General features: G+C 46.4%; 44 protein-coding genes and 2 tRNA genes. 20 read left to right on the top strand and 26 right to left on the bottom strand.

Annotated elements, in window-relative coordinates:
- Positions 1 to 46: 46 nt before the first annotated feature.
- From RSC70_RS00590 to RSC70_RS00600, 3 genes are read right to left on the bottom strand one after another with little or no spacing between them, the layout of a single operon-like run.
- On the bottom strand, positions 47 to 808 hold the full coding sequence (locus RSC70_RS00590) for a fimbrial biogenesis chaperone (protein ID WP_332541307.1): 762 nt from the start codon (positions 806 to 808) through the stop codon (positions 47 to 49).
- Between the two features lie 15 nt (positions 809 to 823).
- A complete protein-coding gene (locus RSC70_RS00595; RefSeq protein WP_332541557.1) occupies positions 824 to 1,306 on the bottom strand; it encodes a Csu type fimbrial protein in 483 nt (160 codons plus the stop codon).
- A gap of 60 nt (positions 1,307 to 1,366) precedes the next feature.
- Positions 1,367 to 1,936, bottom strand: a complete 570-nt coding sequence (locus tag RSC70_RS00600) for a spore coat protein U domain-containing protein (protein WP_130934023.1) — start codon at positions 1,934 to 1,936, stop codon at positions 1,367 to 1,369.
- Positions 1,937 to 2,548: 612 nt separating this feature from the next.
- On the opposite strand from RSC70_RS00600, the gene RSC70_RS00605 reads away from it, so the two are divergent.
- Together RSC70_RS00605 and RSC70_RS00610 are read left to right on the top strand one after the other, a co-directional pair.
- The gene (locus RSC70_RS00605; RefSeq protein WP_063587394.1) at positions 2,549 to 3,208 is read left to right on the top strand and encodes a gamma-glutamylcyclotransferase; all 660 of its coding nucleotides are present in this window, start codon (positions 2,549 to 2,551) and stop codon (positions 3,206 to 3,208) included.
- Positions 3,209 to 3,328: 120 nt separating this feature from the next.
- A tRNA-Lys gene (locus tag RSC70_RS00610) sits at positions 3,329 to 3,404 on the top strand.
- Between the two features lie 10 nt (positions 3,405 to 3,414).
- On the opposite strand, the gene RSC70_RS00615 is transcribed toward RSC70_RS00610, so the two are convergent.
- The 23 genes from RSC70_RS00615 to RSC70_RS00725 form a co-directional block, all read right to left on the bottom strand.
- Complete coding sequence (locus tag RSC70_RS00615) at positions 3,415 to 4,557, bottom strand: site-specific integrase (RefSeq protein WP_332541559.1); 1,143 nt, start codon at positions 4,555 to 4,557, stop codon at positions 3,415 to 3,417.
- Entirely contained in the window at positions 4,458 to 4,805 is a 348-nt protein-coding gene (locus RSC70_RS00620; RefSeq protein WP_332541561.1) for a helix-turn-helix domain-containing protein, read from the bottom strand. The genes RSC70_RS00615 and RSC70_RS00620 overlap by 100 nt, the downstream gene beginning before the upstream one ends.
- Positions 4,805 to 5,023 carry a hypothetical protein gene (locus tag RSC70_RS00625; protein ID WP_332541308.1) on the bottom strand — a complete coding sequence of 73 codons (219 nt, stop codon included), beginning with the start codon at positions 5,021 to 5,023 and terminating at the stop codon, positions 4,805 to 4,807. Before RSC70_RS00625 ends, RSC70_RS00620 begins: the two co-directional genes overlap by 1 nt.
- 1 nt (position 5,024) lies before the next feature.
- The gene (locus RSC70_RS00630) at positions 5,025 to 5,567 is read right to left on the bottom strand and encodes a phage N-6-adenine-methyltransferase (RefSeq protein ID WP_332541309.1); all 543 of its coding nucleotides are present in this window, start codon (positions 5,565 to 5,567) and stop codon (positions 5,025 to 5,027) included.
- Complete coding sequence (locus RSC70_RS00635) at positions 5,564 to 5,791, bottom strand: DUF4060 family protein (protein WP_332541311.1); 228 nt, start codon at positions 5,789 to 5,791, stop codon at positions 5,564 to 5,566. The genes RSC70_RS00630 and RSC70_RS00635 overlap by 4 nt, the downstream gene beginning before the upstream one ends.
- A complete protein-coding gene (locus RSC70_RS00640; RefSeq protein WP_332541312.1) occupies positions 5,781 to 6,065 on the bottom strand; it encodes a DUF5405 family protein in 285 nt (94 codons plus the stop codon). Before RSC70_RS00640 ends, RSC70_RS00635 begins: the two co-directional genes overlap by 11 nt.
- Before the next feature lie 214 nt (positions 6,066 to 6,279).
- Entirely contained in the window at positions 6,280 to 6,591 is a 312-nt protein-coding gene (locus RSC70_RS00645; RefSeq protein WP_332541313.1) for a hypothetical protein, read from the bottom strand.
- Positions 6,592 to 6,879, bottom strand: coding sequence for a hypothetical protein (locus RSC70_RS00650; protein WP_332541314.1), 288 nt, complete (start codon positions 6,877 to 6,879; stop codon positions 6,592 to 6,594). It abuts the gene before it with no gap.
- The gene (locus tag RSC70_RS00655; RefSeq protein ID WP_332541315.1) at positions 6,880 to 7,101 is read right to left on the bottom strand and encodes a hypothetical protein; all 222 of its coding nucleotides are present in this window, start codon (positions 7,099 to 7,101) and stop codon (positions 6,880 to 6,882) included.
- 2 nt (positions 7,102 to 7,103) lie between these two features.
- A complete protein-coding gene (locus RSC70_RS00660) occupies positions 7,104 to 7,805 on the bottom strand; it encodes a hypothetical protein (RefSeq protein WP_332541316.1) in 702 nt (233 codons plus the stop codon).
- Positions 7,805 to 7,990, bottom strand: coding sequence for a hypothetical protein (locus RSC70_RS00665; RefSeq protein ID WP_332541318.1), 186 nt, complete (start codon positions 7,988 to 7,990; stop codon positions 7,805 to 7,807). The genes RSC70_RS00660 and RSC70_RS00665 overlap by 1 nt, the downstream gene beginning before the upstream one ends.
- Before the next feature lie 10 nt (positions 7,991 to 8,000).
- A complete protein-coding gene (locus RSC70_RS00670; protein WP_332541319.1) occupies positions 8,001 to 8,321 on the bottom strand; it encodes a hypothetical protein in 321 nt (106 codons plus the stop codon).
- An 84-nt stretch (positions 8,322 to 8,405) separates the two neighbouring features.
- Positions 8,406 to 9,107, bottom strand: a complete 702-nt coding sequence (locus RSC70_RS00675; protein ID WP_442904242.1) for a lambda exonuclease family protein — start codon at positions 9,105 to 9,107, stop codon at positions 8,406 to 8,408.
- Positions 9,100 to 9,885, bottom strand: a complete 786-nt coding sequence (locus RSC70_RS00680; RefSeq protein ID WP_332541323.1) for a hypothetical protein — start codon at positions 9,883 to 9,885, stop codon at positions 9,100 to 9,102. Before RSC70_RS00680 ends, RSC70_RS00675 begins: the two co-directional genes overlap by 8 nt.
- A complete protein-coding gene (locus tag RSC70_RS00685; protein ID WP_332541324.1) occupies positions 9,882 to 10,169 on the bottom strand; it encodes a hypothetical protein in 288 nt (95 codons plus the stop codon). The genes RSC70_RS00680 and RSC70_RS00685 overlap by 4 nt, the downstream gene beginning before the upstream one ends.
- A 494-nt stretch (positions 10,170 to 10,663) precedes the next feature.
- Entirely contained in the window at positions 10,664 to 10,969 is a 306-nt protein-coding gene (locus RSC70_RS00690; protein ID WP_332541325.1) for a hypothetical protein, read from the bottom strand.
- A gap of 64 nt (positions 10,970 to 11,033) precedes the next feature.
- Positions 11,034 to 11,381, bottom strand: a complete 348-nt coding sequence (locus tag RSC70_RS00695; protein WP_131390950.1) for a hypothetical protein — start codon at positions 11,379 to 11,381, stop codon at positions 11,034 to 11,036.
- Between the two features lie 3 nt (positions 11,382 to 11,384).
- Complete coding sequence (locus RSC70_RS00700; protein ID WP_165490599.1) at positions 11,385 to 11,549, bottom strand: hypothetical protein; 165 nt, start codon at positions 11,547 to 11,549, stop codon at positions 11,385 to 11,387.
- Positions 11,550 to 11,581: 32 nt separating this feature from the next.
- Positions 11,582 to 11,776, bottom strand: a complete 195-nt coding sequence (locus RSC70_RS00705) for a hypothetical protein (protein WP_316454285.1) — start codon at positions 11,774 to 11,776, stop codon at positions 11,582 to 11,584.
- A 44-nt stretch (positions 11,777 to 11,820) separates the two neighbouring features.
- On the bottom strand, positions 11,821 to 12,396 hold the full coding sequence (locus RSC70_RS00710) for a hypothetical protein (RefSeq protein WP_332541327.1): 576 nt from the start codon (positions 12,394 to 12,396) through the stop codon (positions 11,821 to 11,823).
- Between the two features lie 184 nt (positions 12,397 to 12,580).
- Positions 12,581 to 13,012 carry a hypothetical protein gene (locus RSC70_RS00715; protein WP_332541328.1) on the bottom strand — a complete coding sequence of 144 codons (432 nt, stop codon included), beginning with the start codon at positions 13,010 to 13,012 and terminating at the stop codon, positions 12,581 to 12,583.
- A gap of 100 nt (positions 13,013 to 13,112) precedes the next feature.
- The gene (locus RSC70_RS00720) at positions 13,113 to 13,382 is read right to left on the bottom strand and encodes a transcriptional antitermination N peptide (RefSeq protein WP_332541329.1); all 270 of its coding nucleotides are present in this window, start codon (positions 13,380 to 13,382) and stop codon (positions 13,113 to 13,115) included.
- Between the two features lie 328 nt (positions 13,383 to 13,710).
- Positions 13,711 to 14,391, bottom strand: a complete 681-nt coding sequence (locus tag RSC70_RS00725) for an XRE family transcriptional regulator (protein WP_332541330.1) — start codon at positions 14,389 to 14,391, stop codon at positions 13,711 to 13,713.
- 108 nt (positions 14,392 to 14,499) lie between these two features.
- Here RSC70_RS00725 and RSC70_RS00730 point away from each other — a divergent pair, with 108 nt between their 5' ends.
- The 18 genes from RSC70_RS00730 to RSC70_RS00815 all read left to right on the top strand — a co-directional run bounded on the left by RSC70_RS00730 (position 14,500) and on the right by RSC70_RS00815 (position 23,558).
- Positions 14,500 to 14,724: a helix-turn-helix domain-containing protein gene (locus tag RSC70_RS00730; protein ID WP_046360911.1), complete on the top strand. Its 225-nt coding sequence runs from the start codon at positions 14,500 to 14,502 to the stop codon at positions 14,722 to 14,724.
- A 98-nt stretch (positions 14,725 to 14,822) separates the two neighbouring features.
- Positions 14,823 to 15,110, top strand: coding sequence for a CII family transcriptional regulator (locus RSC70_RS00735; RefSeq protein WP_332541331.1), 288 nt, complete (start codon positions 14,823 to 14,825; stop codon positions 15,108 to 15,110).
- A 70-nt stretch (positions 15,111 to 15,180) separates the two neighbouring features.
- Positions 15,181 to 16,053 (top strand): replication protein, encoded by an 873-nt coding sequence (locus RSC70_RS00740; protein WP_332541332.1) that lies wholly within the window; start codon positions 15,181 to 15,183, stop codon positions 16,051 to 16,053.
- Positions 16,050 to 16,901: an ATP-binding protein gene (locus RSC70_RS00745; RefSeq protein ID WP_332541333.1), complete on the top strand. Its 852-nt coding sequence runs from the start codon at positions 16,050 to 16,052 to the stop codon at positions 16,899 to 16,901. Before RSC70_RS00740 ends, RSC70_RS00745 begins: the two co-directional genes overlap by 4 nt.
- Before the next feature lie 35 nt (positions 16,902 to 16,936).
- Positions 16,937 to 17,386, top strand: a complete 450-nt coding sequence (locus RSC70_RS00750) for a DUF1367 family protein (protein ID WP_332541334.1) — start codon at positions 16,937 to 16,939, stop codon at positions 17,384 to 17,386.
- A gap of 274 nt (positions 17,387 to 17,660) precedes the next feature.
- On the top strand, positions 17,661 to 18,083 hold the full coding sequence (locus RSC70_RS00755) for an ASCH domain-containing protein (protein ID WP_226228387.1): 423 nt from the start codon (positions 17,661 to 17,663) through the stop codon (positions 18,081 to 18,083).
- Positions 18,080 to 18,253: a NinE family protein gene (locus tag RSC70_RS00760; protein ID WP_332541336.1), complete on the top strand. Its 174-nt coding sequence runs from the start codon at positions 18,080 to 18,082 to the stop codon at positions 18,251 to 18,253. The genes RSC70_RS00755 and RSC70_RS00760 overlap by 4 nt, the downstream gene beginning before the upstream one ends.
- Positions 18,240 to 18,608 carry a hypothetical protein gene (locus RSC70_RS00765; protein ID WP_332541337.1) on the top strand — a complete coding sequence of 123 codons (369 nt, stop codon included), beginning with the start codon at positions 18,240 to 18,242 and terminating at the stop codon, positions 18,606 to 18,608. The genes RSC70_RS00760 and RSC70_RS00765 overlap by 14 nt, the downstream gene beginning before the upstream one ends.
- Positions 18,577 to 19,176 (top strand): recombination protein NinG, encoded by a 600-nt coding sequence (locus tag RSC70_RS00770; RefSeq protein ID WP_332541338.1) that lies wholly within the window; start codon positions 18,577 to 18,579, stop codon positions 19,174 to 19,176. The genes RSC70_RS00765 and RSC70_RS00770 overlap by 32 nt, the downstream gene beginning before the upstream one ends.
- Positions 19,173 to 19,400, top strand: a complete 228-nt coding sequence (locus tag RSC70_RS00775) for a hypothetical protein (RefSeq protein ID WP_332541339.1) — start codon at positions 19,173 to 19,175, stop codon at positions 19,398 to 19,400. The genes RSC70_RS00770 and RSC70_RS00775 overlap by 4 nt, the downstream gene beginning before the upstream one ends.
- Positions 19,401 to 19,554: 154 nt before the next feature.
- Positions 19,555 to 19,758, top strand: a complete 204-nt coding sequence (locus RSC70_RS00780; RefSeq protein WP_061554985.1) for a protein ninH — start codon at positions 19,555 to 19,557, stop codon at positions 19,756 to 19,758.
- Positions 19,755 to 20,540, top strand: a complete 786-nt coding sequence (locus tag RSC70_RS00785) for an antitermination protein (protein ID WP_332541342.1) — start codon at positions 19,755 to 19,757, stop codon at positions 20,538 to 20,540. The genes RSC70_RS00780 and RSC70_RS00785 overlap by 4 nt, the downstream gene beginning before the upstream one ends.
- A gap of 368 nt (positions 20,541 to 20,908) precedes the next feature.
- A tRNA-Asn gene (locus RSC70_RS00790) sits at positions 20,909 to 20,985 on the top strand.
- A gap of 125 nt (positions 20,986 to 21,110) precedes the next feature.
- Entirely contained in the window at positions 21,111 to 21,326 is a 216-nt protein-coding gene (locus tag RSC70_RS00795; protein WP_004094663.1) for a class II holin family protein, read from the top strand.
- Positions 21,326 to 21,814 carry a lysozyme gene (locus RSC70_RS00800; protein WP_332541343.1) on the top strand — a complete coding sequence of 163 codons (489 nt, stop codon included), beginning with the start codon at positions 21,326 to 21,328 and terminating at the stop codon, positions 21,812 to 21,814. The genes RSC70_RS00795 and RSC70_RS00800 overlap by 1 nt, the downstream gene beginning before the upstream one ends.
- Positions 21,811 to 22,260 (top strand): lysis protein, encoded by a 450-nt coding sequence (locus tag RSC70_RS00805; protein ID WP_332541344.1) that lies wholly within the window; start codon positions 21,811 to 21,813, stop codon positions 22,258 to 22,260. The genes RSC70_RS00800 and RSC70_RS00805 overlap by 4 nt, the downstream gene beginning before the upstream one ends.
- A gap of 174 nt (positions 22,261 to 22,434) precedes the next feature.
- Positions 22,435 to 23,139, top strand: coding sequence for a phage antirepressor KilAC domain-containing protein (locus RSC70_RS00810; protein WP_332541347.1), 705 nt, complete (start codon positions 22,435 to 22,437; stop codon positions 23,137 to 23,139).
- Between the two features lie 14 nt (positions 23,140 to 23,153).
- A complete protein-coding gene (locus tag RSC70_RS00815; RefSeq protein WP_332541349.1) occupies positions 23,154 to 23,558 on the top strand; it encodes a hypothetical protein in 405 nt (134 codons plus the stop codon).
- The last annotated feature ends 63 nt before the right edge of the window (positions 23,559 to 23,621 follow it).

Here is a 23,621-nt window from a genome sequence, read left to right on the forward strand (position 1 = left end):
CAAATCCTAATGGCTTTCACGGCGGTATCTTAACGGGCTGGGGCGACTATTGCGCTGGGCCTGACTGCCAGACCTTGCTGTCGCTATTCACTTCAGCCTTCAGCGTTTCGCCATGAGTCACACCTGCTGGCAATGCCCAAGTCCGATAGGAGCCGGCGAGGACATAACCTAACAATCCATCGGCTATCGTTCTGCCGTTAATCGATACCTTGCTCAGGCGCGCATGAACGGCACCACGGTTGGTGACCTCAATGGCTGGGTGACCATTATTAGTGGTCATTTTCCAACTAAGTTGGCTTTGGCTAAGATGCACCGGTTGTGCCGCATTGCGTTGGAAATTAACGCCGTCGCCATAAACAAATAAAGGCAGCGAATAGCGCATTAAAAGTGATACGCCGGTCTGAGACCCCGCGGAATGTTCTGCTGCTGGAACTTCGTCTATCAAAATTCGGAACGCTTGTTCTTGCCCCGCAGGCGTAGGGGATTGGCGGATCAGCCTGATTAATTGTTTTTTTCCTGCCCCGATATTCACAATAGGAGGGCTTGCAACAACGTCTTGTTGGCTCCGATAATTTTCTTCTCCAGCAACCTGTTTCCAGCCAAGAACTCTAATTTGCATCGTTGCGGCTGTAGAGCCTTTATTTTCTAGCCATAGCTCAGTGGCATTATCGTTGGCACCTAAGGCAGGGTCTATTGGCCAAATCAACATATTTGTAGCGGCATAGGTATTAATTGGTGCGATGGCGCCGAATAATGCGCTACTCAGAATAAGACTAAGATGACGCGGGGAGCGCAGCACGTTGCTCATTGTAATCTCCTTGATTTACCAAGTGAGCGTCACCGTTAATGTATCGGTGTAGCTCCCTGAAGGGCTAAAGCCGTTAAGTTGTAATACGCCGTAAATCGGCAAAATAATGTTGTTATTAGAACTGGAAATATTGAGCGGAACATTTTGATTCACGATAATTTCATTGGTATGCGCCGCATCGGTATAAATACGATAGGGCAGTTGCAGGCTATTTCCGCTTTGCATCGCGTTACGTACCGTCGTGAAATTAGAACCACCATTGATAGCCATATTCAGCGTCACACCAGGAGTACATGCCAGCGTCAGCGAGGTATTTTGAACAAAAGTACCACTGACACTGCCAGTACCCGTGCCGGAGTAAGTACCGAAACTCAGGGTTCCAAACAGGCTTCCTGTGCCTAGAACTGCGCACCCTGCTACGATGGTTGCCTGCGCTTTGAACTGCGCGGTGATGATGGCGTTGGCGCTCCCCAAAGTGAGCCCCCACAGCAAAACCACCGCTAAAAGCGGCTGAAGCGCTACCTTTAATGCGCACCACTCCCGCGTTTTCACGGCAAATTAATAAGTAATGGTAATGTTTAAAGTGTCGGCATAAGCACCAGCTAATACGTTGGTACTGTTCGCTACTCCCACGATTTTCCCCCAAAGGGCATAGCTGTTAGTGTTTCCACTCGTGCTTACTGCGGTTAATACTGCGCCGTTGGCTAACGCCGTGGTCATGGCTGATGTGCCATAAACGCTGTAGGCGATACCTTGGGTGGTGGCGGTTGGGCTGATCAAATATCGCCCAGGGGTGCCTACGGTGCCATAGACCGTGGTAGGGGCTGCGTTAAGGCTGCTGGTGAGTGCGACGGTATAGCTGGCACCTGCCGTGCATTGCACGTTGAATGTATTGCCGCCGGTGCCTCCACCGGTAAATGAGGCAGACAATGTGTCAAAGGTAGCGACAGATGTTCCAAAGTTCAAAGAGCCGAAGTTAACACCTGTTTGAGCAGGTGAGCCGTTAACTAAACAACCGTTGGTAAGTGTTAACGTTACGGCAACGGTACCTGTTGTGGTAACTGCCATAGCCGGTGCTGAAAATAAGCCAGCGCTAGCTGCGATTGCGAAAATAAACCGTAGCTTCATCGTCCATCCCTCATGGTAAGTAGACAGCTAAACAGCAATTAATTTTCGACTGGTGAAATGGGCAAAGAAAGCAAAAACTTCAATAATTCTTATATTTCAGGCTTATATTACAAATGTAGCCTAAGTGATAAAAAATCACCACTACTATGTGACAAAACATAATTTACTGTTATTCAGGGATAAATTATCAGAAATGAGAAGTATTCTTATTTTCTGCTCGCGAGTTCCAAAAGCGAAAAATAAGGAGTAAAGATTCGTTAACGAAAAAGGGAATAAAACTAGCCAGCGAGGATTTTTGTATTATCAATAAAAATTGATAATTTGCAGAAATATTTTCGGGGGAGTAGCATTGTTATACACATTAGTGGTCATGCCTGATGGGCAAACAGATTATGCAATCCTTTCATGCTTTTCTTAAAAACAAATCTCAATTCATGGCAGCGGTTTGGTCGATAATGATTATTATCTGTGAAACCTCCATTGCGTTATACATCATTCGAAATATTTGATTACCGCACAACCGCCATACGGCCCATGATGATAGTTGAGTTAAAACGATCTATAGATTAGTTTAAATTCACTGTCGTTGTTTTCTGCGCGGGGGAGGTTAGCGTGTTAACTCGAAAACTATTAGAGTCGCAAGACTATGCCAAAACCTACTCAGCCTTAGAAAACCTGTTCTGGACACCAGCACAGCTGGATGCATCTTTGAATCAGGTGCTTGAGACCTGCCCTGAAGGGCAGGGGATTTGGGTTTTTGGCTATGGCTCACTGATTTGGAATCCGTTGCTTGAATTTACCGAAGCGCAGCCCGCGTTCTTAAAAGGCTGGCAACGTGATTTCAATATTCGTCTACTCGCCGGTCGTGGTTCTGAATGTACTCCGGGACGCATGCTGGGGTTAAAGCCGGGAGGTGAGACGCGGGGACTAGCATTTCGCTTATCGGATGAAAATGCGCGTAGCGAACTGCAGTTGCTTTGGACTCGAGAGATGCTCGCGGGAGTTTATACACCGCAGTGGTGTTCGCTGGCTCTTGAGGATGGCCGAGAGATTAAAGGCATTACCTTTATCACCGACCCTGAGCATCCGCTCTATGAGTCTTGTTCGGCGCTAAATACTGTGGCGGCGCTGATCTCTCAGGCGACTGGTGTATTAGGCACCAACGCAGAGTATTTATTCTCTTTAGACTCTGCGCTAGAACAGCATCGTATACCCGATCACAACATCACAGAGCTGGCGCGCTGCGTGCGTCAGATTCAACAAGCAAAGTAACTGCGGCTAATGATGTTTATTTCTTATTCATTTCGTAAACTTAGGCGGACACCGGATGTTCGCCCAGGGATTGTGTGATGATTGACGCATGCGTCACAGAAGAGAATAATCTTTCCCGTTGGGTCGTTAGCTCAGTTGGTAGAGCAGTTGACTCTTAATCAATTGGTCGGCGGTTCGAACCCGCCACGACCCACCAACAAATTCAATCACTTAGAATTAACCTCCAGCTGTATATTTCCAATGTGGGACATATTTGGGACACAATCGCCAAATATCACATCAATTTGCTTGGCGTGCTCAGTTAAATGATTAGGCGCTAGGTGTGCATACCGCCGAACCATCTCGATAGATTCCCAGCCTCCCATTTCTTGCAAAATTGAAAGCGGCACTCCTGCTTGAACAAGCCAGCTTGCCCATGTATGCCTCAAATCGTGAAAGCGGAAGTTTTCAATTCCAGCTCTAACTAATGCAGACTTCCAAGCCTTGTTGCTATCTACGCGCATTTTCCTGATCTCCGGTGTAATAGAACCATCGGAGCGGTTAGCCGCATGAGTGTGAACAAACACGAATTTTTGGTGCTTTCCAATCTGCTCGCGCAAGACTTTGGCCGCGGTATCATTTAAGGCTACACCGATCGCTCTCCCTGATTTGCTTTCCTCTGGATTAATCCAAGCGACCTTTCTTTGCATGTCTATCTGCTGCCACTCAAGATCAAGTATATTTGAGCGGCGCAGGCCAGTTGCTAGAGCAAATCGAACTACAGACTTCAGTGGTTCTGGGCACTCTTCAATTAACCTCACGGCCTCTTGTGGCTCCAGCCACCGTATGCGCTTATTCTTAGGCTGTGGAACCTTTATTAGTGGAGCCTTATCTAGCCACTTCCATTCTCTCTCTGCTGCTCGCATTATTGACTTCATCAACGATAGGTGTGCGGCCTTCGTCGCTGTTGCTGCTGGCTTAGGTTTGAATGGAGGTGCTTCCTTTCCTTTTTTAGCTAACGCCTCGAGTTTACTCTTCCAGTTTTCCTCATGGCGCCTGTTAGTCATTTTGCTAATTGCGGCGTATATCTTGGCCTCAGTAATATCCTTTAACTTCACACCTTCAAAGTGTGACAGCCAAAATCCCATCAGGCTTTTATCTGTATCAAGTGACTTCTTATCTGACTTCTCCTCTATCCAGCGCAGGCATGCCTCTTCGAACAATATATCTGGCAGTTCTCCGAGGCGATCAACACGCCAATACTCAGACTTTAATTTGTCGTGCAGCTCCTGAGCTTGCCGCTTGTCTTCTGTGCCAAGTGATTCTTTAATACGCTTCGCACCCGGGATAGAGATGCTCGCGTACCATATTTTTCCTCTACGGAAGAGTGACATGGTATTTCTCCTGTCGCATCCGCCGCGCTCACTGCCACAGTGTGCAGCGGATCTTGAAGTGCGGCAATACATGCTTGGCGAGTGAAGAGGTAGGGTGATTTAGCTTTGGTGGGGTTTTTACGTGTCGCGATGAGCCTTCCTGTTTTTACCCAACTTGTTAATGTTGGTCGTGATATCCCGAGGAATTCGCATGCCTCATCTGTATCGAGACTAAATTTCTCCATCATTTATCCTCAAACTGCCCATTCAAAACGCCAATAGTCCAAAGGAACCTAACGAATGGAATTCCGAGAGGTTTAATGGTTTCGTAGTAGCTGAGAAGAATGGGGCGGGTGATTGTGTCGATGTTGGTTTTTTTTGGCGCGGACTTTATTGCAGATTTCATTGCTTCGTTGCATCGCCGCGCAACATTGCGGATCGCGTTGTCATGTTCTGCTGTCATGTCATGCCGCTTTCACTCCCGTCATAATGCCGCTGCCGATTGCGATCAGTTCGTCGCGTGATACGGTAGTAAACTGGCAACGTGGTTTGATGAATGGGCGCCAGATGAATAGCAGACTGCCTTTGCTGTTTCCGTTTTTACCGGGTTTTCCGGTCCCAGCGTTGATGAATGACAACCGGCCACCAGTGATTAGACGGACCTCATCAACAGACTCGAGCGCCAGAGAAAACCAACCAGTTGATGTATCAGCAGGGAGTAACATCACAATCGGCTGACTTTGTGCTTTGCATTGCTCAGCAGCTTTTTCTACCCACGGAGTTATTGCGGAGTAGGGCGGATTGCACCAGATAGCGCCGTAGCTCACCCACTCGTTATTCAATGCATCATCGCGCTCTGTCAGATATCTGGCGCACAGGGCGTTTCTGTGGTCGGCTGCCGCGTCGAGATAGAAACCAAACTCAGCATCAAGCGCGGCGAATACCTCTATCGGCGTCTGCCACCGGTCTTTATGTTCGAGTGGTGTATTGCTCGCAAACTCACTCACGCTGCATTCCCCCACACTTTGGATAAATCCCTAGGGCGCATCATCGATGTCGCCACATATGATTTTTTACGGTTAATAATCTCGATGAAGAATTTCTCTTCGCTAACTTTGATTGTGTACGTGACGCCTTTCTTGGTGGGCCCATAGTCTCCGTACTTTTCCTGATGGAGATTTAGAGCAGCTTTCATTGCCGCTCTTTCCGTTCGTTCTGGATTACCCTTCATGATGTGTCGCATTGTTAAAGTCCTTGAAAGCCTTCTCACATTGCAATGAAACTCGCTCTATTAATTGCTGCATTGCCTGCAATGATTGGACGTCAGAGAGCAGAACCTCGCGCTGAATTAATGCAGAGATAAGCGTGGAGATTTTTGAATAAAACCCGATGGACTGAAGCCTCTCTTCTCCTGCCGATTTACCTTCCTTTGCTACCTTTTTCTCGTTGAGAATCAGGTTGTATGTGTCACTCGTAATGACGTATTTACCGATTTCGATTTGCATTTTTTCTCCAAACTTAGGCAATAAAAAAGCCGCTGGTTAAGCGGCTATTAATCTTTGTTAACTGGTAAGCACATTAGAACGTGGTTAGGCCGCTTCTCATGAATCAGCTTTATCCATTGTTCACATGTTTCTTTTGGCATGACTTCAGGTGTAACGGGGAGGGCGTCGCAAGCATCTAATCCGCAGGCGCTGACTAGAAGGATATAACCGGCTATTAGCATGGTTTATCAACCTTACGCCAGCCAGCATCATAGAGCGCCGCTGCCGCTTCATAGTTCTGCCATGAGTCAGGCAATCTATCTAGCAAGCTGGTAATTTCGCTGATTTGCTTCTCTCGCTCAGCAGCCTTGCGTTCCTGAGCAATTTCATTGCAAAGCTCAATGCATGGAAGGCATATTGATAAGCCATCTGGGCCACCTACCATTTTTTCTTTGCCACAAATTCCTTTGCAGAAATTGCATACATCTTCTGGTTTCGGCTCATACTTTTCGAATGCTAAAAATCCGTTATATGTGATGTTACCCATCTATTTCTGCTCCCTGCTAGCGCGGATAGAACGACGCACCGCCGCCAACATATTCATTTCACGAAGCGCCAAAGCCATTGATGATGCTGTTAGTCGAACGCCATACTTATTTGATTTCCCAACTGAGCGGCGCTGTTTTTTGAGCACCTTCCGGTTATAAGTATTCATAACTTCAAGCCATCTAGACTTGCTCATATTTTTGTATGGGGAGTTTGTTCTAACCCACCGAACGCTTTGCTCTGCTGTATATGCTTTTAGCAGGTCTTTTAGATAAGTTGCTTTCGCCATCTATTTCTGCTCCTGTGCTGCTAAATGCTCTGCTACAGCTGCATTGAGTTGCGAAATAATCTTTTCGCTAGTGACTCTGCGCCTGTAGGCGTAATTTCTACCTTCCACAACATGAAAATATTCCTTCCCCACGACATGATATGTATTACCTGTTTGCAGCCATACTTCATACGATGCCGGAGTAATTCCGATGCGATAAACTACAGGGTTTCCACCATGCATAATTATTCGCTCTCCTGTGCTGGGGCTGCTTCAATCATCTGGATATAGCGTTCACGCATAGACTTTCTGCCATAGTCACAATCATTAAATGCATGGAACATTGCGGCAGTTGGCTCAATCGGAACCAGCTTCCAACCATCAGGCAACTTGTAAGGATCGCTTACAGGTTGTGCTGATAACGCACGGCGGCGCTGCAACTCTTTGAGCCACACGATTAGCTGAGTGTTGTTTAATTCCCCGTCTTCAGCGTCACTATCGCTATTTTCGAGCATGTCTATATAGAGCTCTAAATCTTGAGAGTCTGGCTGTTCTGGTATTACAGGTTGTGCGGGTGCTGAAACTTCAAGGTCTGAAATAATGTCAATCACAGAACTTAATCGAATAGCCATTGCCGAGGCTTTTTGAGTCGGAACTGGAAGCTCTTTTAATATCCAATTCAAGATTCTGTTTAGTATTTCCACTTGCTGGCTCAAATCTACAAGTTCAGGCTGTTTAGGTAGTACCGGCACAGCATAGAGTTCTGTGCCATGCGGTAACTCACGCTTACCACTTTTAGCCCAGCAAATACCGCCAGATGCAGCGCTACGCTCATCAACGAAAGCCACCGGATTCTTAGCTGCTTGCTCGTATGCCAGAAGCTTCTTCTCCAGCGCATCACGCTGCTGAACTACTGATTCGTATGTCTCTATTGGTAGGTTGTTCATCACAGATACCTCACATGATTCTTCCAGCGGTTCTGCGCCGCGCTATTCTTTACCTGCCATCCTTCGCGCGTGCATCCATCATATGAGAAAAGAGCTACCCGTCGATTACTGACTTTCAACCACTGACTCGGAAAGCCATTTTTATGGGCGCGGAGTAGAAGAATTTTTGCTTTGCGATTTTTCATGAATATCTCCTTAGTCCATCCAGTCTCTGTACTCACCAGATGCAATAAGCTTTGCTCGGCGCTTGGCGGCGTCGATATGCTTTTGCTTCATTCCGTTTGTTATTGAATCTAATGACTTGAGACTGATGAGGATTGTTTTCTTTGGTCGGGGTGGGATGATTCGTTTTGCTTTTCGCTCTATCGAATAGATTCGGTCCCTGATTCCTTCTTTCTCAGCCCATTCCGTGGCTACGACTTTCACAACTTTGGTGTCTATGAGGACTTGGTAAATCTTTTTATTGAATTCTGGCAACCTCATTCCGAAATGCTCAGCCAACGCTGATCCTGTCATTGGCCTTTTTCCGAGCATCCTAACTACGCCTTCCTTGAACCCTGTGGAGTTATGAGGCCGCCGGTAGAATGCTAATCGGCGCATTTACACCTTCCATTGGTCACCAAATTTGAATCCAATCCTGTCCAATGATTCATCCATCTTTTCGATGAAGTTTGGGATCTTCAATTCGAATAAATCTTGGTACTGGTTATCTTTTTTGATAATCACTGAGTGCATATTTTCTCTACGCATTCGTGGGTCGTAATTGCTAAACCACCACTCCTCACAACCTGAAACCCACATCGAATACTGAACTTGGGCCATATACTCTTTTTTAACCGCCTCCAGACCTCCAAGGCGGAACTTTACATACTGCGCTGATGTGTAAGGTGACTTTAATTCCAGTCCTCGACCATCGCTGCACATGCCGTCTGGAGAGCACGCACAGCGCATGCTTTCATCTTTATAGAAGATTGGCGGGAGAGTAGTGGTAACGTCATTCTCGAACTCAAAAAGTAGACGCGCGGCTTCTTCATGCTTTTTTCCCCAAAGAAGCGGTCGAGCAGGTATTTCATCTGGAATAGCCCCAGTGCAAACCTCCGCTATCAGCTCGTTCATGTAGGTTTCTGCCATCCCTGATAGTAGACCTGCATCTTTATCTTTCTTAGCCTTTGGTTCTGTAAGAATGTCACCAACTCTAGAGGCCGTAATGCAGGCTAATCTGCACTTTTTCCACTCGTCACTTCCCTGTGATATTGTCGAAACGTCGAACCCGAGAATCTTCGAAGCTATGTCATTATGCAGCATCTTTCTCACCACCAGTTTTGCTCGCAAGTTTGCGTTCAAGGCTGGAGATAAGCTTTGCAGCCTCGGTTGACGTGAGTTCTGACTGATTATCTATATCTCGCCCAGTCATCGACTTACATGCTTTCTTGAGGTCGTCGAAAGTGGAATCTACAGAAATTAATATCTCGTTTATTCTGTTGCTTTGCTCTTCGGTAATTTTATTTTCAATCGCCGAATCCTGATCCTGCGAAGGGGTATGTACTACTTTTTCAATTGGCTCGTAATCCTGAACCTCTTCTGCCAACTGGATTCCTTTTAGACGATCAGCATAGGAATCTCGCGCACAAAACCCCAGAGCTCGCCATTGCTGCATACGCTTTGGATATTGCTTCCATGGCCCATTCTTACCCCATAATCCAGCTGTCTGCGCATCAGTAACGCTGAACGAACTGTTGAATGTTGCAATGCCCCCTGTTTGTAGGCGACGACTAATCTTGCAGTGTGCAGTTTGTGTCGCTTCGTCATACGATTCTTCGAATTCAGCAAGGTCAGGCGCTGAAAGAATTAATGCTCGTAGCGCATCACCCCAAACTGATGGGCGACCATTAATAACAGCGATCCCCTGAACTGACTGCATAGGCTGAAAACCAAGCTCAGCCCCCATTTGCATAGCGATCAATACGTCGTTTGGCTTTCCTCTGTATGAGGTCGGGGCAAACTGGCTTGCTGCGATGGCGTTTGCGAATTGCATGGCTTGATCAAAAGTTTGTGGTGCCAACATCATGGTGTTACTCATGCTGCCTCCTGCATGTTTTTAAGCTCGATGGCTGTTTGGTACTGGCTTGCTGATTTGAGAATAGAGAATAGGGCGGTGGCTAATATTTCTGGATTGTCGCCGTGTTCAAGAGCTAGTTCTAATGCTTCGTGTGATAGCCCTGATAGATGGCTTAATGCTTTGATGATGTGATATTGCTTTGTTTCTTTTTCCCACGCCTCGGCCTGCTGGAGAACTAATTCACTGGTCTGTTCGCTAAAGCTGCTGATGATTTTATTTAGCTCGATAATCACTGATGCATTCATAGCGGATCACCTTTAATGAATAAGTGCTTAACTACCGGAAGTCGTTTAACCCAGCGCAGAAATCGACAAGCTCTCACCGCTTGGATTCGGCGTGGTTCTCTCATGAAATCAGTCATAGTTATTTGCTCCAGAGTGGTGAGAAGAATTGAGTGACGATACGAACGATACGGTCTAGTTGTGATTCGCGAAGAGTGCCCATGCGAGGGCACCCTGCAAAGCTGAGTTCTTGCATGGGGTTACTCCTGTTTGATTGTTGGTTTCATTGCAAAACGCCTACGCTTTGCGATGAATTAGTTTGTTTAGATGGGGTATATCAACGCTTTCTGAACATCTGGCATAAGCACAAAATTGATGGGGAGATTAGTTGGTATGATTGCCGCCTATCCTAGAAGGCTTGTCATATACGGACATATGAGCTTTCCCGACTTGAACATGCCACCCCCGCTCAAGTCGGGATTTTTTTTGCCTGAGATTTGGATATAAAAAAACCGCATTTAAGCGGCTGGTATTTCGACGATTTCCTTTTCTCCGTTGCACCAACCTTCTTCGTAGTCGGTCTCACCTTTGCTAATACAAACTGCAAGATGTTCAACGTCGCTCCAGTTCATGTTATTTGCCGCCCAGTCTTCAACCTCAAAACTGTTAGCATCAAATAACGGTAAAGTGTCATTGTTCAGACTTTCTTCTATGCTTACTCCATCGTGTTTCGCATAGTATGCAGCTCTGTTCATTGCGATAACTTCTACCGGAACTCCCCATTTACTGCCGTCGGGCATTTCAACAACAAGTTGCTTTGGCATTTAACTCTCCAGTTATGAGCGGGATTGCTCACAGCAGATACTCAGTGAATACCTGCGATGTGCATTACCGTGCAAGTAGAGATAAAATTTCTTCTTCAGAGAACCCTTGCGCTCGCATTTTCTCGATAACCAGATCCCGAGCCTCAATCTTCTCTCTGGCTAATTTGTCTGCCGGAGTTTCTTCCTCGATTCGCCATGGGACTAACCATTCACGGCCAACCCTAACAGCGATAGCTTGTCTAACTTCACCATCGCACCCCTGAGTTGATTTACCTTTACCCAATCGCTTAGCTGTTGTTGGGCTTTCACAAACATGGGTAACAACTGAGTAACCACGGCCTTCTGTAAGATCGCTATTCACTGTCGTTAGCCAAACATTTTTATGCTCCAAAACCTCAGGTTTATCGCTCATTGATTAGTCCTTAATGAACTCTTCAGTAGGGAACGCCATCTTGCTTTCTAATAGTTCGGCGTGTGTGCTTGATACGATGGCGGTGTGGTGTGGGTGCTCATTTTCAGCTAGCCACTTAATCAACGGCTTTGCCGCTTCCTCAAAGCTTGTCATTTTCTCGGTATTCATATCTATCTCCATTCTGGGTATAAAAAAGACCGCTAGGCGGCCTGTTCACTATTCTTTGCCAGTGCTTTTGATTTAGCTCTCCATCCCTTTAAGAAGAAGCGCCATGCCTGCTGTGTTTTGACATCACGATAAACAACGCCAGCATTTGCAGAAAGAATGATTGGGTTGTCTTTTTTCAATCCGTTGAGCGGACATAAAAGCTCAAACTCTTTTCTTGCTTCTTCCATCTCACACCCCTTTTTCACCCAATAATAAAGGCCGCCTTAGCGACCTATTGTTTGTTTTCGATAGCGGCATGATTTGTTTGCTTTGCCGTCTGGATAATCATCTCAGCAAACTTATCTGACACGTTCTTGCGTATGCCAGCATTTACAGCGTTGGCAATAGCATTATCAATGTCCTTTTGGAGCGGTTTGATTTTAGCTTGCACAAGCTCTTCCATGCGTTTGCCCATCAGATATTTGACTAGTGGCATTGCGTTGTAGTCGTTGCTGAAGTTGCCGCTTGAATCAACCTTCTTCTCGAGCGTTTTATCAAAACTGCGTTTAATCAGGTCGGTAACAGTCAAGCAGTCTTGTACATCACCCCACTTATCAGTAACTGTTACTTCTTTCATCAGCCAATCATCTGCAAACTGGATTGCTTTTTGTTCAATAGCCTTTTTAGCCGTCATGATTGACTCGTTGATGGCCTGATTGATTTGTACCGAGGCCTCTTTTTCTACTTTGGCTAGACAATCACGTGAAATGGCATTTTTCACACCGCTAATAATTTCATGCTTAACTTCGGCTTCCATGTCGCCATCTTCGCCAAGCCACTCTAAATCTACAGTGATATTCAGTTTCATGGTGTTCTCTCTCAGTTATTCAAATTAAGGGAATGCTCTTCCCGCGAATCTTCTGACGCCCGAACGCTGAAATGTTGACGCCGGACACAACCCGATGTTGCTTATGCTCTACCTCTACCAGCTCTTTAGCTGGAAAAAGGCAATAAAAAACCCCGCCGTGGCGAGGTTCTAAATATTTATTGATTTACTTTCGTGGGTTTAATTTAGCCATGCTTGCCGATAGTGTCGAAAGCCGAGATCGTATAGATGGAGTATCAAGTCCATTTCTAACGTCAGTGTTCAATGATGATAGTTCATCAGACCATGCTGATATTGCTTCGTGGAACTGCTTGGCTCTATTCGCTTGACGTTTTCTGCTGCTTTCAAGCTCAGATACACTTTGTTTTGCTTCTAGCTGAGCTTTGCCCATGCCAACCTTGATTGCTTCGAAGGCTGCTTCTTTCATTTCAGCCTTAATTAGAGGATGAAATATATCAGCACCATAGTAAACAATATCGTCTATGGACTTTATGATTAGCAAACAGTCAGTCTTTTTATTCGTTCTATTCTCAATGCATGAGACCTCAACCGCTATAGAGGTGTCATATTGCTTTACTCTCATTGCTGTGTAATTCATACCGCTATTCAATTTATTAACCTCCGAAAAATCAATGTGTAGCCAATCAGGTTACTATCACTCTTTTATTGATTTTTAACTGCGATCTGATTCAGAAAACCTACTTAATAATGTGAACCGCTTCTTTGCGTGTATTACGGTGACCTGCTGCGTATAGAGCGACATCTGGCAGGCAACGGTTATCAGCGCTGTCATATATCACTTCATCACGAGCGATCAGCGCTTTCTCGACTCTGCTCACTTTTCTATTAAGTGTGAGGAGAGGGCGACCTGAAGGCTTGGCACATATCCCAACGGCCAGTGGGTTGAAATGCTTATATTCTTCCTGTTTAGCCTTGCGGCGTTCACGACGACGAGCTTGAGAATCCATACAACCTCCTATCAATAAACTTTGGCGGTGTTGTGGCCGGCGCTTATCTTCGGCTTGGCTCGTTGGCCTGCAATTCACATCACCCCGAAGCTTATTGCTTTGGTGTAATTGCCCTTTTTCAGGGCTATCTGTTAAAGAACAACTTCCTGTAGTTCGTGGCGTCCTGCCGTGTTGATGGAAATAACTGTACAGGCAAAACTGTATTCAGTAAACAGTTTAAACTGTATATTTTACAGGTTTTTTAGTATGTGATTGAATTTGTTTGTATTAAAGTTTTTTTAGGCACAAAAAAACCCGCAATTAGCGGGTTTATGAGATGGGGGGATGGTTATTTGATGGTCACGCCATACCAAAATACGGCACCAACTACTCTTATCTTGTTGCTTTCTTCTCCATGATAAAACTCATCAGGAAACTCATCAGTATTGAAGGAGCGCAATCTAATTCCTCCACCAGGAAGACGGTAAACAATCTTAACTCTAGCCATACCCTCATGGTCCAGAGCATAGATCTTCCCATCCTTAATATCTGTATTACCTGTATTTATTGCTACTGTAGCTCCATCAGGTAACACTGGCTCCATACTATTACCCCAAACAGACATGCATGCTGCATCTTCAGGGTTAACACCTAGCTTTCTTAAGCTTCTAAGAGAGAATTTAAGCTTTCTCCCATCACAATCAAGTTCCACCACTCTGCCATTTCCTGCTGCGAGTTGAGCCTCTTTGAAGAATGGTAGATAAACATCGTCATCATCATCTACATCATCATCATCCCAGAGAGAGATCCCTTCTAAACTTGTTGCGTTAGACTCATGCTCACCAGTCTTAAGCCACTGCATTGAACACTTAAGCGCAGTAGCGAGCTCGAATATTTTTCTTGGATTCTTAGTCTCTCCGTTTTCAATACTAGCAATAGATTGTTGTTTTATACCAACTTTTTCTGCTAGTTCTGTCTGCGTGATCCCGAGCGCCTCACGTCTTTCTTTTACTCGTTCTGCGAGGCTCATAAATCCTCTCCTAGTGTTAACAAATTCCGTAGATCTTCACAGTAAATACTGTATTTGACAAACAGGCTTTCCTGTAGAACAATACAGATAAAACTGTAGGAGAACGGAATGAATACAAACAAAACCCTCTCCCAGCGAGTGAAGCAGCGAAGGACTGAACTTGGTTTAACCCAAGCTGAAGTTGCAGCTCAAGCTGGGATTACTCAGCAGTCATACCAGCAGCTGGAAGCAGGTGAAACCAAACGACCTCGCAATCTGCTAGAGATTGCAGAAGCACTGAAATGCACAGCCAATTGGCTAATGTTTGGCGATACCAAAAAGCAAGCCGCCTAAGCAACACCGCTCCTTAACATCAAGCCCTGAAAAAGGGTCCTACCACCAACCACCTAACCGGTGGTGTAACTATTTATTCAACAAAGGAAGTATCACAAATGGAACATGCAAGTTATAGCAAGCGCATCAACGAAGTGGAGACAGAACTCCGCTGCAGGATGATGCAGAAGACTAACCGAGAGTTAGCAAAGCAAGCAGGGTGGCACGAATCGAAAGTAAGCCGCCTCAATATCCGCGACATGGCAACGATGTTCGTACTGCTAGAGAAGGTATGGGAAACCAGTTTGATTCGTGAGGTAGCGCGTCAGGCTGTGGAATCGGTATTGCCACAAAAGAAAAAGTCGCCGGTTGCAGCCGACGACTCTCAGATCACTATGAACTTTTAATACTGGAACAATTCACAGGAGTAATTATACATGACAACCACTGGATCAACAACCAGTACGGAGGTTGCTAATGAGTAACCTCGCTCAACAAATCGTAGTCCCGATAAGGCCTGATTTGCAGGTCGTGGAGCAACGTGTGGCTGATATCGATGATGGGTATACCAGAGTCGCTAACGAGCTGCTAGAAGCTATCGCAAGCGCAGATTTAACAGCGCGTCAGTTGAAGGTCATGCTGGCTTACGTAAGAAAAACGTATGGCTTCAACAAGAAAACAGATCGCATTGCCGATGAGCAGATTGCTCAGGTTACAGGGCTGTCTCGACAGAACGTAAACAAGGCAAAAAAAGAGCTGCTTTCAATGAATTGCCTGTTACTCGATGGAAACAAAATCGGCGTTAACAAGGAGGTTTCTGCGTGGCAATTTAGCAAGTGTCTCCAAGTTAGCAACTTTGTCTCTAAGTCAGAGACAAAATGTGTCTCCAAGTTAGAGACAGTCGATGTCTCCAGTTTAGAGACACACAAAAGACATTCTTTAAAAGACAAGAAAGACAATATTAATAAACCCCCTATAGTCCCCCAAGAATCAAATCCTAAACCCAAGGAAAAACCGAAAACATCGCTTGATGCAGCCGCTGCCGAAATACCTGAATGGCTTAGCAGGGATACATGGCTGTCATGGGTTAGCTACAGGAAAGAAATCGGCAAGACGATTAAATCTGCGCAGACGATCACGCAGGCCATCAACACTCTGATGAAAAGCCGTGAAATTGGCTACCAGCCTGAAGAGATTATCAATCAGAGCATCGCTAGCGGCTGGGTTGGGATATTCGTCCCTAAGCAGCCTAAGGCACCAGCCAAGCATGTTACTAAATCGGCACCGGAAAACTTCTCTGGCAAAGACTATGGGCAAACAGACTTACCAGCATGGGCGGAGCAACCATGAACCTGATAGAAAAAATCATCAACGTTGAGAAGCGACTCAATGACCTATCCAAGCCACCAATTGAAATCGAACATACCGTGGTCGCTTACTCAACTGCCGTGTGTGAAAAGCATGGTGAGTTTGAGCAGAGAACGCGGCAGTCGGTCGGGCCCGTGAAAGTCCCATCTTACCCATCACCATGCCCCAAGTGCTTGACTGAAGAGCTGGCTCACTTGAAGGCGGAGCAACAGGCCACAGACGAACGTGCAAAGCAACGCAGAATCGATAACCTGATGCGAGAGCTAGAGGTTCCTGAGCGATTCGCACCATGCACACTCGATAACTACGAACCGGTCAATCCAGAGTCTCAGCGATGCCTGAATGTCTGCAAAGCGTATGCAGCTAAATGGTCTGAGCGACTAAAACAGGGAGGTGGGTTGGTGATGTGCGGCAAGCCCGGCACCGGAAAGAATCATCTGGCACTGGCTATCGCTAAACATGTGATCCGCGAACATCAGGACTCAGCGCTGTTTACGACCGCGCTACGCGTTGCCAGAAATTTCAAATCAACATGGAGCAAGACGGCAACCATGACAGAAGCGGAAGTCATAGCGACGTACACCGCGCCGGATCTGCTGATCATCGATGAGGTTGGCGTTCAGTTTGGCTCTGACTCTGAAAAGATGATCCTGTTTGAAATCATCAACACCCGATACGAGAAGATGCGCCCGACGATCCTGATAAGCAACCTCACTCGGGAAGAGCTTGTTACGTTCATCGGGGAGCGTGTTCTCGACCGTATGAGCGATGGCGGAGGATGTACGCTGGCGTTTACGTGGGAAAGCTACCGGTCGAAGAGGGCGGCATGATGTCAAAAATTAGAACGGTACCTGAGGAGTGAGATTTGCAAATCGACATGGTTAAAAATTCCGGTGGCGTTTTTGTACCAATGTTCGAACACGATTTACCCCGCCTAACCAAGTTCAAAAACGGTGAAGTCTACACCGCTGATTTCAAGCTCACACGTAATCCTATATTTCACAAAAAGATGTTCGTCTTCTTCAAATTCTGCTTTCAGCACTGGTGTGCAAGCAAGGCAGGGCTTGAGCATATGGATGAGCACAGCCAGTTTGACCGGTTCCGCAAAGACCTAACGATACTCGCAGGTTTTTACGAGCAGACGGTGCGGCTAAATAGTGAAATACGAACTGAGGCTAAGAGCTTGGCATACGCGAATATGAAAGCGGACGAGTTCGAACGTTGCTACAAAGCAATGATTAACGCAGCCATCAAACATATTTTCGCCGGAACGAGAGACGAAAATATCCTCAATCAGTTACAGAGCTTCTTCTAACCAATTGAAACTATTCCGTTATGGGAATTCCCATATCGCTAGTCAATAAGGGGGAAATGGTGCTTAAGGTTAGAGATATCCCACCTGGAGTGAAATTCATGCTTGTCCGAAACGGGCATAGATTCACGATGATTGGTCAACATGAACATCATCACTATCTATACCGAGTTACACCTCACCAATGGTGCGGGGAAAAGCGACGAACTATACCAAAGAAGGATTGGACAATTAACGGGCAGAGCTATGCTAAGCCAATAATTAGGAGTTCAGCAGCATGAAAGCAATAAGCATCAGGCAGCCGTGGGCTTGGCTGATAGTCAATGGCTACAAAGATATTGAGAACCGCAGTTGGCGCACTAAATACCGTGGCCCTGTACTGATTCACGCCTCACAGGGAGTTAAGTCCATTGAGTACGTCAGGGCGTGCAATCTCATTCACCAAAAACTCCGTGAGCATGGGATACCGCTTCCACCAATCGATCAACTACAGACCGGTGGCATTGTTGGCATTGCAACCATTACCGACTGCGTAGAAGAAAGCGATTCTCCATGGTTCTTTGGTGAGAAAGGATTTGTACTGGCCGATGCCAAAACACTGCCGTTCATACCGATGAAAGGGAAGTTGAGCTTCTTTGAGACTGGAATCGAGCCGCTGCTTGTATCAAGCGCCGACCCCGAGCCACCGGAGGCCGCATGAAGCGACAGCGAAGTCCGACACAAATAGCGATAGACAATTTAATCTTCAACAAATCCAATCCACGCAGTAAACCCCACCCAATATCAACAGTAACTTTCAACTACAGCGCTCACCTGCATGATGTGCGTTGGCTGAGAGTGCGAGCGAGGAATAGCAATGCTGACATTTAAGCATTTCAAAGACAGACCATCATGGGCGGCCGCCGGTGGCTACGACTTCAATATCATCGACTGCATGTCAGAGGCAGCAGGGAGAATAAACATCTGGCGTGGAATAGTTGATGTAATCCTTGAGGTTCCAGACTTTGAGCTAAGAGTTGCTTGGTACAGATTGCCTATTTCTCTGGTCGCTGTAGTGATAGCACTGGCATGGCCGCTTATCTTCTGGATTGCTGGATTGGCATTATACGTACAGTGCATCATAAATCGTCGTAAATACCTCAACAACAAAAGCGAGATTGTATTAAACAACCTCGCCGTCTGGCGTAGAGAGTGTGACCGGAGGATTAAACGTGCTCAAGGCTAAAAAGCCGAAGCCAAAGAAATGCCCGATATGCAAAACCAAATTCACTCCCGATAGACCCCTTCAAATAGTTTGCTCACCGCTCTGCGCTAACAAATACCAAAAACAACAGAAAGAGAATCAGCAAAAACAAGCTGAGGATGAATCTCGTCGTAATTGGAGAAAACGCAAGGCAGATGCAAAGCCGTTGTCTCACTGGAAAAACATGACTCAGCGAGTATTCAACGACTACATCAGGGCTAGGGATAGAGGGAATGGATGCATTAGCTGTGGAATTAAGAACGCAGTCAGTTTCCACGCTGGACATTTCAGGACAACGAAAGCGGCATCTCAACTCAGATTTAACGAAGACAACGTACACCTTCAATGTTCTGCCTGTAACGTCCACAAATCCGGTGACATAGGTCCATACAGACTCAACCTGATAAAGAAAATCGGGCTTGAGCGAGTCATGGCGCTCGAAAGTAACAATGAAGAACACCGATACACCAGAGAAGAATTGGACGGCATCAGGGCGCTATACAGAAAGAAATTGAGGGATATCGAAAAGCAACATTTGGAGGCGGCGTGAGAAAAATTATTTATCCATGTGACACTGCGGCAATTTTCAATGATGTGGTTTTCGTGACCAGGCCAAGCAGTGCAGAAGATTTAATGGAGGAATGTGATAAAGCTGAAACCTTTTTCCTGAACTTCTTTCCATATGCCACCCATGAAAACGTATTCGATGACATTCGCTATAGCTTAGGCGGCCTATACCTGAACTCGTTAAAAGTCTACAGGGAGTCAGCGTGATCAAACCAGAACACAACAAGCAGGCGGCTAGCATCATTAGCACCGTGTTAATGATGCCTAGCTTACGATTCCTACGTCGATCGCTTCGGGCTCTTTATTGCTACGCATTGATACAGGGCGATCGCTACTTAGCTTTGGTAGATAAGGGGAAGCTATGAATGCTGAAATCCGAACCATACCCGACATGCTAGTCGATACATACGGCAATCAGAGCGAGCTAGCGCGACGCCTACACATCAACAGAGAAACCATATCTAAATACCTAAACGACAAAGAGGCCAAGCACCACGCAATAGTAAACGGTGTATTCATGACAGCTCGCGGTGATATTGGGAAGAACAGGTGGGGCAAGCGATGAATATCGAAAGCACAGTTAAGTTCCATTCACCGAAATCTACTCAGATCAGCGATTCCCCTCGCGCAACAGCATCAGACGCTTTAACCAACACTGATGTCATGTGCGCTTTGGGGATGGTGCAGAGTAGAGCACCACTCGGATTTGCTGCCTTCAACGGGAAAATGAACATCAGCGAAAACGATAAAAAACGCTCGGTACAGTTACTCACTCAATACGGACTCAAGCACTGCGATAAGGTTGCCGCCTTACGCAAGCTTGATATGAATATTAAGGTGAAGGTTGTGCAAACGCTCGCAAAGTTTGCATACAAAGACTATTGCCGTTCTGCCGCCGGCACCGAACAGTGCGAATGCTGCAAAGGCGCAGGTGTTATCAGAGCTAAGGCCATGGTTATGAAGCACGCTGGATGCGGAAAGACACCTCCGAAGTATGCGGAGGAGGTTACCCATACGATGTGCCCGAAGTGTAACGGGAAAGGCGAAGTATCCGTGGCATGTTGTAAATGCAATGGACGCGGTGAAGCCGTTAATCGCGAAGAGACGGAGCGGCAGGGTGTGCCAGTGAAACATACCTGTAAGCAATGCTCAGGCCGTGGCTATGAACGCATCCCAACCACAAAAGCATTCAGAGCAGTATCAGTGCTTGCGCTAACACTAACCCTTGATGTGTGGAAGCGTGGAGCAAAGCCCTTTTATGAAGAGCTAATTTCCCACATCGAAAAGGAGGAAAGTTTTGCTGATAGCCAACTCAAGAAAGTTACGAGCAGAATTACAGAAAGTTGAAATCCGACAACGATTGCTACTTGCAAAATGCACTAAACTAGAATAATCTAGCTCTAACACTAGAAATCCGTGAAGATGTTTAACGTGATTTCAAGAAAGGCTGGCTTAATCGCTGGCCTTTTTAGTTTTCAGCACATCACTCAGCGAAGAAGGGTAAACCGGAGCGTTTGGTGTGCTGCACAACTGCATGAGTATTGATTCGATAACCTCCAGGGCTCAACGACGTGGTGCTTGGCAGTGCTCATGACAGTTGTGGATATACCGAAACACAGGTGCAAGATATGGTGTGATGCCGAAAGGCTGGGACAGACCTGCATCCACAGCAACACATTTTCAAGCCTCGCCATTGTGCGGGGCTTTTTCATTCTGGTGAGGAAGTACATAAGGCATGTGCGGTCGGCTGTTAACCGAATGGTATAGGGTTCGAATCCCTAACTCACCGCCAATTCTAATTTAGCGTCATCCAAAACCAACCAACCGCACTCACACATCCTCTAGATTGGCATGGATACGGGTGACGCTATTCCCTAATTAATTACACAGCGCCTAACCCTACGGGGAGGTGAGATGATGCTACGTATGGACAAAATCACAACAGGTATTTCCTACGGAGCGTCAGGCGGTAGCGCCTTATTCTGGCTTAAACAACTCCTTGATGGCTTCTCACCTGAACAGTGGGCAGCGTTTGGCGTTCTTGGAAGCCTGCTATTTGGCCTCCTGACGTTTCTAACGAATCTCTACTTCAAGGTAAAAGAAGACAGGCGCAAAGCCTCAAGGGGTGAGTAATGAATCCATCCCTGAGAAATAAAATCGCCTCGGCTATCGGTGGCGGTGCCATTGCAATCGCAACGGTAATGCTAAGCGGTAACGGTGGTTTAGAGGGGCGGGAGTACGTTCCCTACAAAGATGTGGTCGGAATCATTACAGTCTGCGATGGGCATACCGGTAATGACATCATACTCAACAAGCGATATTCAGATGCAGAGTGTGATGCGCTGACCAAGGCCGACTTAGAGCGGATCGCAAAACAGGTCAATCCGAGCATAAAAGTTAAAACCACAGAAACGCAGCTCGCCGCCATCTACTCATTCTCATATAACGTTGGGGCCAACGCCTTCATCAAGTCCACAATGCTTAAAAAGCTCAACGCCGGTGACTATGCCGGAGCATGTGATGAGCTCAAACGCTGGGTATATGCCGGTGGCAAGAAGTGGAAAGGCTTGATGAATCGACGCGACGTTGAATATGAGGTTTGCACCTGGAGTCAGAGATGAGCAAGTTAACCACCGCGTTACTTTCTATCATCATCGCTCTACTAGTTGGCATGTGGTACACGACAAGTCAGATGCAGTCGCTAAATACCAAACTGAAAGAAATCACTCAGGTAGCCAATCAGCAGAAAGCAGACCTCGAAAACATCCAGCGTCAGCGAGTACATGCCGCCGAGCTCGATATCAAAGTCACTCAGGAACTAGCCAATGCAAAAAGTGAAATTGAGCGTCTGCGTACTGACCTTGGTAACGGCACTAAGCGGCTGCGCATCGCGGCCAGTTGTCCAAAGTTGCCCGAAGCCACCGCCGCCACCGGCAAGCCTGATGCAACCAGCCCCCGACTTAATGACTCCGTTGAACGGGATTATCTCAGTCTCGTCGAGCGAATCAGACAATCCGAAACAATGATTAACGGGTTACAGAGTTACATCCGCACCCAGTGCCAATAGAGCCTCACTTCGGTGGGGCTTTTTTACATCTGCATTTCACCGCGCTTTCTCCGCGCAATAAAAAACCAAGAGCCTTTCGGGGTAGAGCTTGAGATAGGGCAGTGGTTATCGCTGACCGCTCTTGGGCTGCCTACATCTGGAGAACAGGCTCTATCACCAAAAGGTAAAAGCGATATGAAAGAGTTGATCTCAGTAGAAAAGGAAATCTCCATGAGTAGCTTGGATTTCCTGAATAACATCATCAATCCATCGCGAGTTGAGGCGGGCGAGAATCCGGTTCGTCCGGCTGACTTCCACGCTCGCGTAAATGATGAAATCGACGAAGAATTAAACTACGAAAATTTCGTAGTTGGTAAGACTGGGCACAAAACTCACTACACCATGCTGAACATGGATCAGATGACGTTAGTTGGTATGCGTGAGTCTAAGGCGGTTCGTCGTTCTGTTCTGGCTAAGTTAAAGGTTATGCATAGCCCTTCAATACCGCAGACCTTGCCGGAGGCATTGCGCTTAGCTGCTGATCTTGCAGAGCAGAAGGCAGAGTTAGAAAGCAAGCTGGCTATCGCTGCACCCAAAGCAGAATTTGTTGATCAGTACGTCGAAGCATCCGGCTTGATGGGATTCAGAGAGACAGCAAAACTACTGAAGATAAAAGAAAACGATTTCCGTCTATTCCTGATTGATAACGGGATCATGTACAAGCTTGCTGGAAAGCTAACGCCATACTCACAGCACCTAGATGCAGGCCGATTCGCTGTTAAGACAGGCGAGAACCAGCACAACGGCCACGCATTCACTCAAGTTAAGTTCACACCCAAAGGCATTCAGTGGATAGCTGGGCTTTGGGCTTCATCTCAACTAATTAACCAAGCGGCCTGATAGGGACAATCATCATGAAAACAGTTATCGCATACACAGTTTCACTCCTACTTCTAATTTCCATGTTAGCAGGTGTCTTCTATCAGATTGAAGGGCTTGTCACTCTCGCTGTCGCTATCAACTGGATGCTCTGCATGCTCTCCATTCCCATTGCGGTAATTATCGTAGTGGCGAGTGCCATGTATGAGAAATCGAGCGAAGAAAACAAGGTTAAGCTTGCAAAGCTTCTAGTGGATGCCGCAAAGAAAAAAACAGGGATTGCTCGCTTTATTGGCTGGGTGACTTTCATTGCAATGACATGTTTATACGCTTGGTCTGGATGGATAGTGACAGCCATTGTTTATGTGATGGCATCACTCATCATTAAGTTCGCTAGCTCGTTCGCAAGAGATGAAGTGGTGAAACATAACCTCGCATAGCCACTACAAAGCGTCTCAAGTAGGCGCTTGATAATGTCACTGCTACAGGGGTGATCCGATCTT

This window comes from Hafnia sp. (assembly GCF_036648275.1).
Lineage (GTDB): Bacteria > Pseudomonadota > Gammaproteobacteria > Enterobacterales > Enterobacteriaceae > Hafnia > Hafnia alvei.